The organism is uncultured Polaribacter sp., assembly GCF_947495205.1.
Taxonomy (GTDB): domain Bacteria; phylum Bacteroidota; class Bacteroidia; order Flavobacteriales; family Flavobacteriaceae; genus Polaribacter.
In genome coordinates, this window is sequence record NZ_CANLXV010000001.1 from 172,537 (window position 1) to 186,039 (window position 13,503).

A 13,503-nucleotide genomic window follows, 5' to 3' on the forward strand; every position below is an offset into this window, starting at 1 on the left:
TTATGAAAAAAAGTGTCTTATTTATTTTTTTGTTGATGATTTTCTCATCAATAAAAGCACAAGAAAAATTAACACAACCACCTTATTTAAAAGTGGGAGATACTATTGCAATTGTTGCGCCTGCAGGAATTTTAAAAAGTAGAAAAGCTACTATAGAAAAAGCAAAAAAACTAGCTCAAAGTTGGGGTTTAAAAGTGGTTGTTGGCAAAAATGTTTTCAATCAAAACAACCATTTTGCAGGAACTGATAATGAGCGTTGTCAAGATTTTCAAGATGCTTTAGACAACCCAAACATTAAAGCAATTTGGGCAGCAAGAGGTGGTTATGGTTCTGTTAGAATTTTAGACATGTTAGATTTTACAAAATTTAAACAAAGTCCTAAATGGGTAATTGGGTATTCTGATATTACTGCGTTTCACAATCATATTCATAATTTAGGTTTTGAAACTATACATGGAATGATGGCCACTAGCTTAGAGCAAAAACCAGAAGAAATTTTAAATACAATTGCTAGTTTTAAAAAGGCGCTTTTTGGCGAAGATTTAAGTTATACCGTTTCTGCTTCAACCCAAAATAGATCTTTAAAAACTAAAGAAATTAATGGGCAATTGATTGGTGGTAATTTAGCAATTTTAACTTCTATGCTAGGTTCTAAAAGTCAATTAAAAACTGCTCATAAAATTCTTTTTATTGAAGAAATTGGTGAGTATAAATATGCTATAGACAGAATGTTGCAAAGTTTAAAACGTGCCAATTATTTTACAAAAGTAAACGCTGTTATTGTAGGCGACATGTCTTCCATCAAAAAAAATTCTACAAAATGGGGCAGTAGCATAACACAGTTAATTTTAGATGTTATTCCTGCAGATATTCCTGTTTTTTTTAATTTTCCTGCGGGTCATGAAGCAGATAATAGTGCTTTAATTTTTGGAAGAAATATTAAATTGTTGGTAAATAAAGCAGATTATGAATTAAAATTTATAAAAAATTAGGAATTAAATTACCTTCTATTTTATAAGGTTCAAAACGCGCGAATAACTCTTCTGAATACCACTTTAATTCTCTAGTTTTTTTTACCATTTCTGCATGACTTGGGTTTTGGTAGGCATAATTCATCATAGCATCTGCAGAAGTCCACAAAGAAAAAGTAGCTTGCATTAACAATGGAAATTCACCAATTCCTTTAGAAAAAACAAGCGCTTTGTAGGCATCCATAGATTTAGAAACTGATGGTACATATTTCCAGAACTTATGCGCTAATTGAGGTTTTATAGTGGCTCTTGTAATTACTGCTAATGGTTTTGTTTTGTTGAAGTTTACACTACTTTTAAACGGATTTTGTTTACTCCACTCTCCGTGACTTTTTACCGTTTTCATGTATACCAAACTAAAATTAGCCGCTTTCTTTTTATAGTGAAGCATTGCAGCAGATGCTACAAATTTTTTAGCTTGTTCTTCAGTATTAAAAACAGTTACAAAACCATAGGTAGAAAAATCTGGTTTTATAGAAAAGCCATTTCCACTTCCTGTACCTAAAGGTTTAAAAAAAGTTAAACCATCTACTTTTTTTAGCTTAATTGGCGGCATTCCCATTCTGGTAAAAGCTTGCCATTTATTTGCAAAACCTTTGTATTTAAAGAAAGAAATTAGGGTAATTTGTGACATCATACAAAAATAGAGAATCTAAATTTTTAAAAACTAAAATATTTGTTATAATTACTTTTTCTAAATCGCTTTGTTATTTTATTTGAAAAAGAAAAAACGGTTTCCGCTGCTTTAGACTTAATATGTTGGTTTTATTAGAATCGTTAAAACGTAATTATAATTTACCTATTTTTACTAAAAAGAAAAAAAGCTATGGCAAAACATAACGATTTAGGAAAAGAAGGAGAAAAAATTGCAGTAAATTATTTAGTAAAAAAAGGGTATAAAATTTTAGAAACCAATTATAGATATCTAAAAGCAGAGGTAGATATTATTGCACAAAAAGAGGCTGTTTTAGTTGCTGTTGAAGTAAAAACAAGAAGTTCTAATTATTTTGAAGACCCACAAGATGCTGTAAAGCAAAAGAAAATTAAGCTATTGGTTTCTGCAATAGATTATTATGTTACCCAAAGAGATTTAGATGTAGAAGTTCGTTTTGATATTATTGCTATTCTTCATCAGAAAAACAAAGTAAACATAGAACATTTAGAAGATGCATTTTTATATTTTTAATTTTAAAAATGTACTTTATAAATTATAAAAAGTAACTATTCTAAATTTTCTACTAACTTTTTTAAATCTTCTAATTCTTCTGGTTTTGCAATAATTTTTTTGTTTTTATCTAATAAAAAGTAAGATGGTGTAGCTATAATATTATAGTTTCTGGCTACTTTATTATCCCATTTATTTAAGCCTAAAACATGATGCCAATTTGGTAAGTTTACTTTCATATTATTCCATACTAAGTCGTTTCTTTCCATAGCAAAAGCAACAACTTTTACTTTGGTGTTTTCTTGCAAATAATCATGTAAATTAGGTATTTCTTTTAAACAATGTGAGCAACCTGTGCTCCAAAATACTAAGACAAAATTTTCTGCACCTTTTAAAGTACTTAAATTTAATTTTTTACCTTTTTCTTTCCAAGAAAAATTAGGCGCTATTCTGCCAACTTCTGCTGCAAATAGGTTTTTTTTCTCTTCAATAAAATCTTGATTTTGTAAACCTCTAGGCAGTTGTTCATAATAATTTTCAAACAAAAAATCTATCATTTCTAGATTCTTTGTAGTTTCAAACTGTTCTATTAAAAAAACAATTGCCTCTTTTTTAAATAAAACGTCTTTGGTTTTGGTAAAAACAGTTTCTATTGATTTTTTGTATAATTTTTGCTGTGTGTTTTTGTTATCTGAGAAATTTAAGTAAAAAACATAATCTGAGATTCTATTTATTAAAAAAGAAGAATTGATTAGTGTTTTGTTAGAAAAATCCATGTTATCAAAAAATGTATTCTTCATATTAGACATGTAATCTTCTACAGTAGTTTTAATCTCAGCTGTATTTGCTCTTAACGTAGCTTTAATAAAAGGTTGCACATACATACCATTACTTTTTGCTAAATATTTTTGCTGAATTTTATTTATTTGAGCTAGCGTTTTTTTGTATTTTTTACTTAAATTTAATTGAGGGTTTTGAATTGCTTTTACCTGCAGAGAATCTAATTTTTGCTGTTTCTGTGTGATATCATTTAGATAATTCTTATAAGTAATGTTTTCTAAAGATTCCGAAAAAATGGTAGTTTGTTCTGGGTATTCTGGATGAAAAGCAAATCTTATGTTTTCTTTATTAAAAATAAAATCTACAAAACCGTTTTCTTCAGTTTTATAAGAAGTTCTATAAGAACCTGCAGGTGTATTTTGTGGTAAACTAAATGTAAAATTACCAATAACTTGCTTTTCTCCTTCTACTAAAATGGTGTCTTTTTTAATGGTTGTATTTTTAACAAACTTCTGTTGGCCATTTTCTATTCTATATAAAATTACCCAATCTGTTGCTAAAGGTTCTGTTAATGTTGCATTAACCGTATATTGTGCCTGTGCAAAAGCAGAGATGAATAGTAAAAAAATAAATATTTTTTTCATTTTAGTTGTTGTTTTTAACTTCTTGTAAAACTAATTTCAAGAAACATACCAAAAATACTATTTCTTGGTTAAAATAAGTATTTTGTAACTTAAAATCTGTAGTGTGTATTTTTCTAATGAAATTATTTAAGTACAATTGCACTTACAAAAGCTGTTTTTACTTATTTTACAACATAAGAAGTTTACATTGCAGTACTTAAAGAAAAATCGGTTTAATGTAAAAACGATTAGATAAACTTTAAATTTTCAAAATAATGTACGATGGCCTCTTTCATTAAAACAGTTTGCTCTCCAGGTTTAAGATTTGGCAACGCTGTAAGGGTTTTATAATGCGGCCAACTATCATCATCAAAATAATCAAACTCATAATAACCATAAGGTTCTAAAAGTTTACAAATGGCAATATGCATTAGATTCACTTTTTCATCTTTTTTAAAAGTTTGGTGGCCTTGCCCCAGCTCTTGAACTCCAATTAAGTAAATAATGCCATCCATATTTAGCTCATCTCCATCTGCAAACTTATTGGTTAGTTTTTTAACCAACACATTCCATTTTTCTTTTAATTCTATAATTTTTGGCATAAAAATTAATTTATTTGACAAAGATACAATGTGTATTTTTAAAATTTAAAAAAATTTATGTAGGTTTGATAAAATTATTAGTTTGAATATTTTTGATATAATTATTGCAGCATTATTACTTTTTGGTTTTGTAAGAGGCCTTATGAAAGGTCTTTTTGTAGAGGTTGCCTCTTTAGTTGCACTAGTTGGTGGTGTATATGGGGCTATACATTTCTCTTATTTTATTGCAGATTTTTTAAAAGAATCTGTTTCTTGGAATCAAGAATATATTACGTTAGCTGCCTTTGCAGGTACCTTTGTTATAATTATTATAATTATTGCCTTACTTGGTAAAATGCTAACTAAACTTGCAGATTTTGCTTCTTTAGGGATTATAAATAAAATCTTAGGTGGCGTTTTTGGTGCGCTAAAAATAGGTTTAATATTAAGTGTATTATTTATATTTTTTAGTAAAATGAATAATACAATACCTTTTATAGAACAGAAAACGTTAGAAGCATCTATTTTATATGAACCTATAAAAGAAATTGCTCCCACTATTTTCCCTTCAATCATTAAAAATGAAGACAAGGGGAAAACACCTATTTTGGATATATAACTAATTATTATTCAAAATTTTACTAAATTTGTATATTATGAGAAATATATATTTTTTTACAGTTTTTTTGGGTTTTGGTATTTTAACTTCTTTTACTACTTTAAAAGACTGCTCATTTTTAAAAAACAATAAGTTTACCTATAAAGTTGGCAGCAAAGATGTATTGGTTGTTTTTGGAGAAGATAAATACACAGAGTACCATGAAAAGAAAAAATATTATATTAAATCTAATATTGAGTGGGTATCTGATTGTGAATACAATTTAATAATTCAAAAATCTACATTACCAAATTTCCCATTTAAGTCTGGTACAAAAATGAGTATTAAAATAGACAGAGTTAAAGGTAAAAAAGTATATTATACTGCTAGATTGGGAGGCAGGTCTTGGGAATGGAAAATGACTCAAATTAATAAAAAATAAAAAAAACCGAGAATAAATTCTCGGTTTTTTTTTATCCTATTTTAATCTAAATCTAGTGTAAAAATTTCATCTAAATGCGCTGCACTATCCATAGAAACCCTTAAATCTTTTATAACACCATCTTTTAGTTCGTACACCCAACCGTGAATTTCTAAGCCTGTTTCATCTTTCCAAGCCTGCTGCACTATAGATGTTTTGGCTAAATCATATACTTGAGCTTTTACATTAAGCTCTACTAATCTATCAAAACGAAGTTTTTCATTATCAATTTTTCTAAGCTCTGTTTTATTGTCTTTATAAACCTCTTTTATATTTCTAACCCATTTATTAATTAGCCCTAAAGATTTGTTTTGCATTGCTGCTTGCACACCACCACAACCATAATGCCCACAGACAATTACATGTTTTACTTTTAAATGATTTACGGCATAATCTAAAACACTTAACATATTCATATCTGTATGCACCACCATATTTGCTATATTTCTATGAACAAATAATTCTCCAGGATGCGTACCTGTAATTTCGTTTGCGGGTACTCTACTATCTGCACAACCTATCCACAAAACAGGTGGTTTTTGACCTTTAGACAAATCTTCAAAATAATCTGGATCTTCATCTGTCTTGGCTTTTACCCAATTCTTGTTGTTTTCTAATAACTGATGATAATATGTGTTTTTCATAATAAATCTTTTTTAGTTCTGATCTTTTACGTTTGTTTTAATCCATTGCAAACAACTTTCAAAGTCTTCAAATAAATGTTTTCTTGGAATAAAATTTGGGATAATATCAATACGTTCCATCATATATTTGGGTTGTTCCGATAAACCTACAAAAACAACTTCTACATTTTTTCTTTTTAACTCTTGCAACATATCTTCCATAGCATACAACCCAGATTGATCCATATATTGCATTCTACCCAAACGCATTATTACAACTTTGGCAGTATTTGGAATTTGCAATGCTAATGCTTGAAATTCACTTGTAGAACCAAAAAATAAAGGTCCTTTAATGTGTTTTATAAATACTTCTTCTGTTAAGTTTTTCGGAAAATTAGTTTCGTCTTTCCAAGATTCTTCTTTTAATGATTTTATATTAGATCCTTTTGCAGTTAAATCTCCAATCTTTTTCATAAACATTAAAGAAGCAATTACTAGCCCAATACCAACTGCGTACACTAGATTCCAAAAAGTACTTAACAGTAAAACCACCATCATAATTAAAACTTCTGAACTTAGTTTTAAAGCGCCTAATTTAATATCTTTAGGTAAATATGGTATGGCTTTTAAACCCTTATAATCCATTACACCAATACCAACTGTAATTAAAATACCGGCTAAAACTGCCGCAGGAATTTTAGAGGCAACTGGTCCTAAACCCAACATAATTACAAGTAACATTACACCAGCAATCATACCAGAAAGCTTGGTTTTACCACCTGCATTAATGTTTACAACAGTTCTAATTGTTGCACCTGCACCTGGTATACCACCAAAAAGTGCTGCAATACTATTTCCTATTCCTTGGCCAATTAATTCTTTATTTGGTTTGTGTTTGGTTTTGGTCATATTGTCTGCTACTACACTGGTTAACAGAGAATCTATTGCACCTAAAAGCGATAAAGTTAACGCTGTAAAAATATAAGGTGTAATATTAGCCAAACTAAAACCAGAGAAAATTTCCCACTTAATCCTAGGTATTCCACTTGGTATTTCTTGAATAGTTTTGTAATCTAAACCAAAAGCAACAGCAATACCAGACATTACCACTAAAGCAACTAACGTACTTGGTATTTTTGTAGTAATTCTTTTAAAACCGTAAATTATAAATATAGTTCCTAAAGCTAATAAAAGCTCTAGCCAATTTATATTTTGAACGGCTCTTGGAAACGCTTTAATAGCTCCTAAAGCACCAGAAGCCTCTTTTGCTGCTAAATTTTGTGATTCTTTAAAAATAGCATCTTTCGTTATTTTATCTGCCTTTGTAATAGTTTCTTTAAAATTATCTAAAACTAAAATTCCTTCACCAACTTCATCTTTTAAAATATTTTCTAAAAGAACCTCTTCCGCTTGCGGTTTAAAAGTTTCTACAAAAGCGATATCTTCTTTAGGATAATAACCTATGGAAGGTAAAACTTGGGTTAGTAAAATAATTACACCTATAGCCGTCATAAAACCAGAAACTACGGGATATGGTATGTATCTTATATATTTTCCTAAACCAATAAAACCTAAACCTATTTGCATTAAACCTGCTAATAAAAATACGGTTAATATAGCAGGTAATGCTTTAGAAATATCGCCATCATTGGCTGCAACAATACCAGCAATAACCACCATACTTACAGCAGTCATTGGTGCAGTTGGACCAGAAATTTGTGTATTTGTACCACCAAATAATGCAGCAAAAAAGCTTATAAAAATTGCACCATACAAACCAGTTGTTGGCCCTAAACCAGAGGAAACACCAAAAGCTAAAGCTAAAGGTAAAGCTACAATACCAGCTGTTATTCCACCAAAAGCATCGCCTTTTAGGTTAGAAAAAAAGTTTTTCATTTCGTTTTTTTAATTGATTCTCTTAGCAAGACAATGTAATAAAACTATTTGAATTGAAAACTGATTTTCGCGTATAAAAAAAGTCATTTATTAAAATAAATTTTTAATAAATGACCCTATGAAATGTAATTAGCACAGTGCAATTATGCACTTTGTCCTTTCGTTTTTATTTGGTTTAAGGAAATTGCTACGTCTACAACATTATTTTTATTTGTAATAAAAACCTTGTTTGTATATTTTTTGGTGATGAAATTGGTAAGACTATCAGTATTTAATCTAAAAAAACGTTTTTGTCTTTCTCCTAAAATAATAACATCTGGATTTAATGATGCAATGTAATGTTCAATTTCATTTTTAACATTACCAAATTCTATAGTTGTTTTTACAGCAAAAAATTCATCTTTTGTAATTTCACGAATTAAGCTTTTTGCTTTTTCTGAGGTTTCTATGTATGATTTATTAACCCTTCTCATTGCAGAAAGTGGGTTGTCTGTGGTAACCACCTCTCTTGGTTTTTTTACACAAAACAACTCTAAAGCACCATCTATTTCTTTACAAACATCTATGCCATATTTCAATGTTTCTTTTGCGTTTCTTCCTTCTAAATTAGAAAGTACTAATACCTTATATTTATTTCTATTCATTTGAACTTAGGTTATTTACAATTGTTAAGTCCAACAAAATTAGCTTAAAAAAAGCATTAATTATTATTTATATATTAAATGATAGTTATAAAGTATTTTTATGTTTATTGATTGAAATTATAATTTTTGAAAATAAAAATGTTTAAAAAGCATCTAATAGTTTTATTTCAGAAGCAATTACCCAACCCAATTTACCATCTGCAATCTTAATTTTTTTCCAGTTATCTATAGCGTCTAAAACGGTTACTTTGGTACCTTCATGTAACGTAAATACCTCTTCAGAATTTAAGGTGGGTGCATTTCTTATTGCTGTTTTTTCTGCAAATACAATAGCCTCTTTGTTATTTTTGGTGAAGTTGTATTGGTTATAAGTAATAAAAATTGAGAGTATTAAAGCTAGAAAACCTATACCACTAATTGTAAAATAAATTCTTTTTAAAGCTGAACTTTGAGAAAAATAAAACAGCAAAAATAATAATGAAGCTAAAAAAGACAATACCACGCAAACCACTGCCCATTGGTTGTAAGATAGTTTTTGTAAATAGTTTGCATTAAACTTTTGAAATACCGTTTTGGGTACCTCTTCTATATTATCTAATGCCAAACGTTTTGCAAAGACTAAATTATTGCGTACATCTTCATTTAAAGGGTTTAGTTTTAAAGCCTTTTCATAATAATAAATTGTTGGCCCTACTTTATTTAATTTATAATAGGCGTTTCCTAGATTGTAATACAATTCAGACGAAACAATTTCTTTAGATTCAATTACTTTATAGGTTTCAATCGCTTTTTCAAATTCGCCAATTTTGTATAATTTATTGGCATCAATAAACAAACTATCTGCTTGTTGCCCAATCGCAGTTTGTGCAATTATCAATAATAAAAACAATAATTTTTTCATTTTTACAGTTGTTTATCTAATTGAACAATAACTTCTTTAGCGCGTTCATATTCTGCTTTCATTTCTGTAGCCGTAAATGGTGTATAACGTGCAAAATCTGAGCTTTTTAAAACTTCTATAAATTTAGATATTGTAGCAGGTTCTACGTTTTTGCCAGCTAACATTTCCGTAATTCTTTCTTTACTAATTTCTGAAGTTTCTATACCCAATTTTGCTTTTAAATAATTGTGTAATGCACGTTCTAAAGCCTCATAAAATTCATCTTTTTTACCCAGTTGCTTTTCAGCTTCAGATAAATATTTTTTTGCCAACCTATTTGCCTTTCTTAATTTATTACCTACAACATCACTATTTCTAGCTTCATTTCTTTTACCAATTATGATGCTAATAGGAATAGCTAATAATGGGAAAAGTAGTAAAATATAAAACCAATTTGATTTATAGAAATCTACCGTTTTAGAATCTTTAAAAGTTGTTTTGGTGGCAATGTATCTAAAGTTTTTACCTGTTGCTACAACCTCTCTTTTTCTAACACTATTGGTGTCTACAGTAACCAATTCTTTACCTTCTTGCACGTCTACAAAGAAATCTTTTGTAGTAATTGTGTTGTATTTTTTTTGCTTTGGATTAAAGTAAGAAAAAGAAACACTTGGTATTTTGTATTTTCCTTTATATTGGGGTACAACTGTATAGGTATCAGAAACATTTCCAGAAATTCCGGTTGTGTTTACATAAACCTTTTCTTTTCTTTCTGGTTGATACATTTCTAATTCTACAGGCGTTGTAACCTTTGGTAATTCAAATAAATTTAAATTTCCTTTACCAGAAATGGCAACCTTAATTTGTGAAGTTTCGTTCGCTTTTAAAACCTCTTTACTTAAGGCAACATCTAACTTAAAATTACCAACAGCACCATTAAAATTGGCTGGTTTACCTTCTGTTGGTAAACTTTTTGGCGAAACTATTTTTTTAGCAGAAGCAAATTCTCTTCTTACATTTTTAGTAATTACATTTCCAAAAAAATCTGCTCTACCAGAAGGTACACCTATTACAATATCCATTTTCATAGGATCTATAGATAGTTTACCTGTCTTTGTAGGAATTAATAAAGCTTTTTGTAATACAATATATCTGTAGTCTTCTCCATTATATTTACCCATTTTTACAGGGTAATTGCTAATTTTAATATCTTGATTCCAAAAGCCATTGTACTTTGGCGCCTCTGTTACATTGGTATCATAAACACTTACATTTTCGCTTACATACAATCTGTATTCTACATAAACACCTTCGCCAACATAAGGTCTAGATTTAGAAATTTCTGCCACCAAATGTATGTTTTGTTGTGCTACATAATTTGGATCATTGGGATCTTTAGGAATTTCTACAGCATCTAAAACAATAACCTTTACAGGATCTGATTTTATAATTTTACCACCAATTTTTACAGAAGCACTACCAATAGAAAGCTCTCCTTTTCTTTTGGGTTGAATAATATACGTGTAAGATTGTGAGAATACTACTTTTCTACCACTAGGAGTTGATGTTATACTTTGGCTAACAGACTGACTGGGACCACCAACTATTTTAAAATTCTGAAAACTTGGTGGTGTAAAATTTTCTCCACCTTGTTTGTCTATAGAAATTACTACACGCAAACGCTGATTTACGCCCAATTTATTTTTACTGACTTTAGTTTTTATAGTAGCCTCTTGCCCTAAAACCAAAAATGGAATTAGTAGTGCAAAAAATAATATAGGAAACTTAAAATTCATTTTTTATTAATATAACTATGGGTTTAAAGGTTGAATTGTTGAATCGTTTAGCAGTTACACAAATAAACATTTAAACAGTTACACAACAATTTACCAATCTTTTTCTTGTTTTACTTTTTTACCTTTTGCTTTTTTAGCATTCATTTTCTTTTGGGTTTTTTTCTCCTCATTATTTAAGTTATCTAATAACTGCTTAATTTGTTGTGGAGACATTTTACCCTGTTGTGGTTTTGGCTTTTGTTTGTCTTTATTTTCTTTATCTTTTTTAGGATCTTGTTTTTTGTCCTTATCGCCTTTACCGTCTTTATCTTGGTCTTTTTTGTCCTTATCTTTTTGGTCTTTATTATCTTGGTCTTTGTCTTTTTTATCTTTGTCTTGATCTTTCTTGTCTTGATCTTTTTTATCTTTATTCTTATCCTTATTCTTGTCGTCTTTGTTTTGTTGATTTTGTTTATCCAACATTTTTTGAGCTACTGCTAAATTATAACGGGTTTCATCATCTGAAGGATTATTGCGTAAAGAATTTTTAAAAGCTTCTACGGCACCTGCATAATTTTTACCTTCCATATGTGCATTGCCCAAATTATGAAATGCCTCTGCTTTGGTAAATTTATCGGTTGCTGTTTTTGCAGTTAATTCAAATTGCGGAATTGCCTCTTTAAAATTCTGATTTTGATACAAGGCATTTCCTAAATTATAGGCTGCTTTATCATAATTAGAATTATTACCCAATGCTTTTTGGTATGCTACAGATGCGTCTGTAAATTGTTGTTTTTTGTACAATTCATTACCTTGTCTTAGCATTTTACGTGCCGTTCTTTGTTGTGTAATTGTATCTTTTTGTGCTGCAATTTCTTTTGATGAAAATAGCATTGCAACTAAAATTAATATGTATTTAAAAGCTTTCATAATTTTAATGCTTTACTTCTTATTTTTCTCTTCGTTAAACAAATCTACTTTCTTTAACCATTTTGTTTTTTTATCAAACAAGAAAACGTCTATTAGTAAAAACAACAAACCTATAGCAATAAACCATTGAAATTGGTCTTTATAATCTGAAAATTGCTTGGTTTCAAATTCGTTTTTTTCTGCGTTTGCAATAATATCTGCAATTTCTTTTACTGGGTTTTCAGTTACATTACCATCTATATAATTACCGTCTGCAGCATCTGCAATATCTTGTAAAACTTCTGGTTTACGTTTTGTTATAACAGTTTCTCCTTTATTGTCTTTTTTGTAACCAATCATTGCTCCATTTAGACGCATTGGTATTGGGCCACCTCTTTCTGTACCTACACCAATTGTATAAATTTTTACACCATCGTTTGCTAAATTTTGTGCTACTTGTTTGGTTTCTTCTTGGTGGTCTTCACCATCTGAAATAATAATTAGAAAACGGTTGGTTTGCTCATCATTATTATAAAAAGTTTTTGCCAATTCTAAGGCGCCATTAATATCTGTTCCTTGGCTAGAAACCATATCTGGACTCGCATTTTGTAAAAACATATTTGCTGCACCATGATCTGTAGTTATGGGTAAAAGCGGATACGAATTACCAGCATACACAATAATACCTACTCTATCTGAACCTAATCTATTTATAATTTTAGCAATAATTTGTTTCGATTTTTCTAATCTGTTTGGGGCAATATCTTCTGCCAACATACTTTTAGAAACATCTAACGCAAAAACCACATCTACACCTTCTCTTTTAACGGTTTTTAATTTGGTTCCCATTTTAGGATTGGTTAAACCAATTACCAAAAAGGCAATACCTAAAAGTAAAAAAACAAACTTTAAACTATTTTTAAATGTTGATGCATTTGGTGCTAACTTTTTTAATAATTCAGCATCAGAAAATTTCTTCTGTGTTCTTTTTTTCCACCAAAAAACCAACAAGAAAACAACAATCATTGCAGGAATAATTGTTAATAGGTAAAAATAAATTGGTTCTTCTATTCTGTACATTGGTTATTCGTGTAATTGTTTTTTAACTGTTTAACTGAGATTTTCTTAATGCATTTAGCATATTTGATATTTTATAAATACGCTGTCTTATTTTGTTATATGTTGTTTCATTTATAAAATCTAGTTTCTTACATAAGGTTATATGATTTAAAACTTCCATAGTTGTACTAAAAGCAATTGTTGAAAAATGGGCCTTATTCTTATTTGTAATTCTTTATGTTCTTTCTGCAAAATTTGCAGAAATTGAATTTGTTACTCTTTTTTATTGACTTGTTATTCCATATTTTTCATCCGCAGGAAAACTTTTTGATATGCTATAAACCTTAACTGATAAATCAATTGCTTCTTGCCATACTTTTAATTTCTCAAACGAAAATGTATACATATTTTATTGTTTAAACTTTCTAAACTATTGAATAATTTCAAGTTTTTTCATT

The 13,503-nt window shown here is 29.0% G+C and carries 14 protein-coding genes and 1 pseudogene; 4 read left to right on the forward strand and 11 right to left on the reverse strand.

Going from position 1 to position 13,503, the window contains the following annotated elements:
* The first annotated feature begins 2 nt into the window (after positions 1-2).
* Positions 3-992, forward strand: coding sequence for an LD-carboxypeptidase (locus Q0762_RS00760; RefSeq protein ID WP_298762620.1), 990 nt, complete (start codon positions 3-5; stop codon positions 990-992).
* On the opposite strand, the gene Q0762_RS00765 is transcribed toward Q0762_RS00760, so the two are convergent.
* The gene (locus Q0762_RS00765) at positions 979-1,668 is read right to left on the reverse strand and encodes a hypothetical protein (protein ID WP_298762622.1); all 690 of its coding nucleotides are present in this window, start codon (positions 1,666-1,668) and stop codon (positions 979-981) included. The two genes, Q0762_RS00760 and Q0762_RS00765, sit on opposite strands and share 14 nt — an antisense overlap.
* Before the next feature lie 189 nt (positions 1,669-1,857).
* On the opposite strand from Q0762_RS00765, the gene Q0762_RS00770 reads away from it, so the two are divergent.
* Positions 1,858-2,217 (forward strand): YraN family protein, encoded by a 360-nt coding sequence (locus Q0762_RS00770; protein ID WP_298762624.1) that lies wholly within the window; start codon positions 1,858-1,860, stop codon positions 2,215-2,217.
* Positions 2,218-2,252: 35 nt separating this feature from the next.
* On the opposite strand, the gene Q0762_RS00775 is transcribed toward Q0762_RS00770, so the two are convergent.
* Both Q0762_RS00775 and Q0762_RS00780 read right to left on the reverse strand, forming a co-directional pair.
* Complete coding sequence (locus Q0762_RS00775; protein WP_298762625.1) at positions 2,253-3,620, reverse strand: TlpA disulfide reductase family protein; 1,368 nt, start codon at positions 3,618-3,620, stop codon at positions 2,253-2,255.
* A gap of 227 nt (positions 3,621-3,847) precedes the next feature.
* Positions 3,848-4,201 carry a hypothetical protein gene (locus Q0762_RS00780; protein WP_298762627.1) on the reverse strand — a complete coding sequence of 118 codons (354 nt, stop codon included), beginning with the start codon at positions 4,199-4,201 and terminating at the stop codon, positions 3,848-3,850.
* Between the two features lie 82 nt (positions 4,202-4,283).
* Between Q0762_RS00780 and Q0762_RS00785 the strand changes: the two genes are divergently transcribed.
* Both Q0762_RS00785 and Q0762_RS00790 read left to right on the forward strand, forming a co-directional pair.
* Positions 4,284-4,799: a CvpA family protein gene (locus Q0762_RS00785; RefSeq protein WP_298762630.1), complete on the forward strand. Its 516-nt coding sequence runs from the start codon at positions 4,284-4,286 to the stop codon at positions 4,797-4,799.
* A 37-nt stretch (positions 4,800-4,836) separates the two neighbouring features.
* Positions 4,837-5,220 carry a hypothetical protein gene (locus Q0762_RS00790; RefSeq protein ID WP_298762633.1) on the forward strand — a complete coding sequence of 128 codons (384 nt, stop codon included), beginning with the start codon at positions 4,837-4,839 and terminating at the stop codon, positions 5,218-5,220.
* Positions 5,221-5,261: 41 nt separating this feature from the next.
* On the opposite strand, the gene can is transcribed toward Q0762_RS00790, so the two are convergent.
* The 8 genes and pseudogenes from can to Q0762_RS13995 form a co-directional block, all read right to left on the reverse strand.
* Complete coding sequence (gene can, locus Q0762_RS00795) at positions 5,262-5,903, reverse strand: carbonate dehydratase (RefSeq protein WP_298762635.1); 642 nt, start codon at positions 5,901-5,903, stop codon at positions 5,262-5,264.
* 12 nt (positions 5,904-5,915) lie between these two features.
* Positions 5,916-7,778, reverse strand: a complete 1,863-nt coding sequence (locus Q0762_RS00800; RefSeq protein WP_298762637.1) for a SulP family inorganic anion transporter — start codon at positions 7,776-7,778, stop codon at positions 5,916-5,918.
* Positions 7,779-7,921: 143 nt separating this feature from the next.
* Positions 7,922-8,422 carry a universal stress protein gene (locus tag Q0762_RS00805; RefSeq protein WP_298762639.1) on the reverse strand — a complete coding sequence of 167 codons (501 nt, stop codon included), beginning with the start codon at positions 8,420-8,422 and terminating at the stop codon, positions 7,922-7,924.
* Positions 8,423-8,564: 142 nt separating this feature from the next.
* Positions 8,565-9,323, reverse strand: a complete 759-nt coding sequence (locus Q0762_RS00810; protein WP_298762642.1) for an SH3 domain-containing protein — start codon at positions 9,321-9,323, stop codon at positions 8,565-8,567.
* Between the two features lie 2 nt (positions 9,324-9,325).
* Positions 9,326-11,098 (reverse strand): BatD family protein, encoded by a 1,773-nt coding sequence (locus Q0762_RS00815; RefSeq protein WP_298762645.1) that lies wholly within the window; start codon positions 11,096-11,098, stop codon positions 9,326-9,328.
* Between the two features lie 90 nt (positions 11,099-11,188).
* A complete protein-coding gene (locus Q0762_RS00820; RefSeq protein ID WP_298762646.1) occupies positions 11,189-12,007 on the reverse strand; it encodes a tetratricopeptide repeat protein in 819 nt (272 codons plus the stop codon).
* Between the two features lie 12 nt (positions 12,008-12,019).
* The gene (locus Q0762_RS00825; protein WP_298762648.1) at positions 12,020-13,066 is read right to left on the reverse strand and encodes a VWA domain-containing protein; all 1,047 of its coding nucleotides are present in this window, start codon (positions 13,064-13,066) and stop codon (positions 12,020-12,022) included.
* 22 nt (positions 13,067-13,088) lie between these two features.
* Positions 13,089-13,451: pseudogene (locus tag Q0762_RS13995) on the reverse strand (four helix bundle protein).
* Positions 13,452-13,503: the final 52 nt, after the last annotated feature.

Excerpts from the sequence above, each read along its gene's own strand:
- Q0762_RS00800 (WP_298762637.1), bottom strand. The coding sequence starts at position 7,778 with ATGAAAAACTTTTTTTCTAACCTAAAAGGCGATGCTTTTGGTGGAATA.
- Q0762_RS00765 (WP_298762622.1), bottom strand. The coding sequence starts at position 1,668 with ATGATGTCACAAATTACCCTAATTTCTTTCTTTAAATACAAAGGTTTT.
- Q0762_RS00760 (WP_298762620.1), top strand. The coding sequence starts at position 3 with ATGAAAAAAAGTGTCTTATTTATTTTTTTGTTGATGATTTTCTCATCA.
- Q0762_RS00820 (WP_298762646.1), bottom strand. The coding sequence starts at position 12,007 with ATGAAAGCTTTTAAATACATATTAATTTTAGTTGCAATGCTATTTTCA.
- Q0762_RS00825 (WP_298762648.1), bottom strand. The coding sequence starts at position 13,066 with ATGTACAGAATAGAAGAACCAATTTATTTTTACCTATTAACAATTATT.
- Q0762_RS00780 (WP_298762627.1), bottom strand. The coding sequence starts at position 4,201 with ATGCCAAAAATTATAGAATTAAAAGAAAAATGGAATGTGTTGGTTAAA.
- Q0762_RS00805 (WP_298762639.1), bottom strand. The coding sequence starts at position 8,422 with ATGAATAGAAATAAATATAAGGTATTAGTACTTTCTAATTTAGAAGGA.
- Q0762_RS00815 (WP_298762645.1), bottom strand. The coding sequence starts at position 11,098 with ATGAATTTTAAGTTTCCTATATTATTTTTTGCACTACTAATTCCATTT.
- Q0762_RS00770 (WP_298762624.1), top strand. The coding sequence starts at position 1,858 with ATGGCAAAACATAACGATTTAGGAAAAGAAGGAGAAAAAATTGCAGTA.
- Q0762_RS00810 (WP_298762642.1), bottom strand. The coding sequence starts at position 9,323 with ATGAAAAAATTATTGTTTTTATTATTGATAATTGCACAAACTGCGATT.
- can (WP_298762635.1), bottom strand. The coding sequence starts at position 5,903 with ATGAAAAACACATATTATCATCAGTTATTAGAAAACAACAAGAATTGG.
- Q0762_RS00775 (WP_298762625.1), bottom strand. The coding sequence starts at position 3,620 with ATGAAAAAAATATTTATTTTTTTACTATTCATCTCTGCTTTTGCACAG.
- Q0762_RS00790 (WP_298762633.1), top strand. The coding sequence starts at position 4,837 with ATGAGAAATATATATTTTTTTACAGTTTTTTTGGGTTTTGGTATTTTA.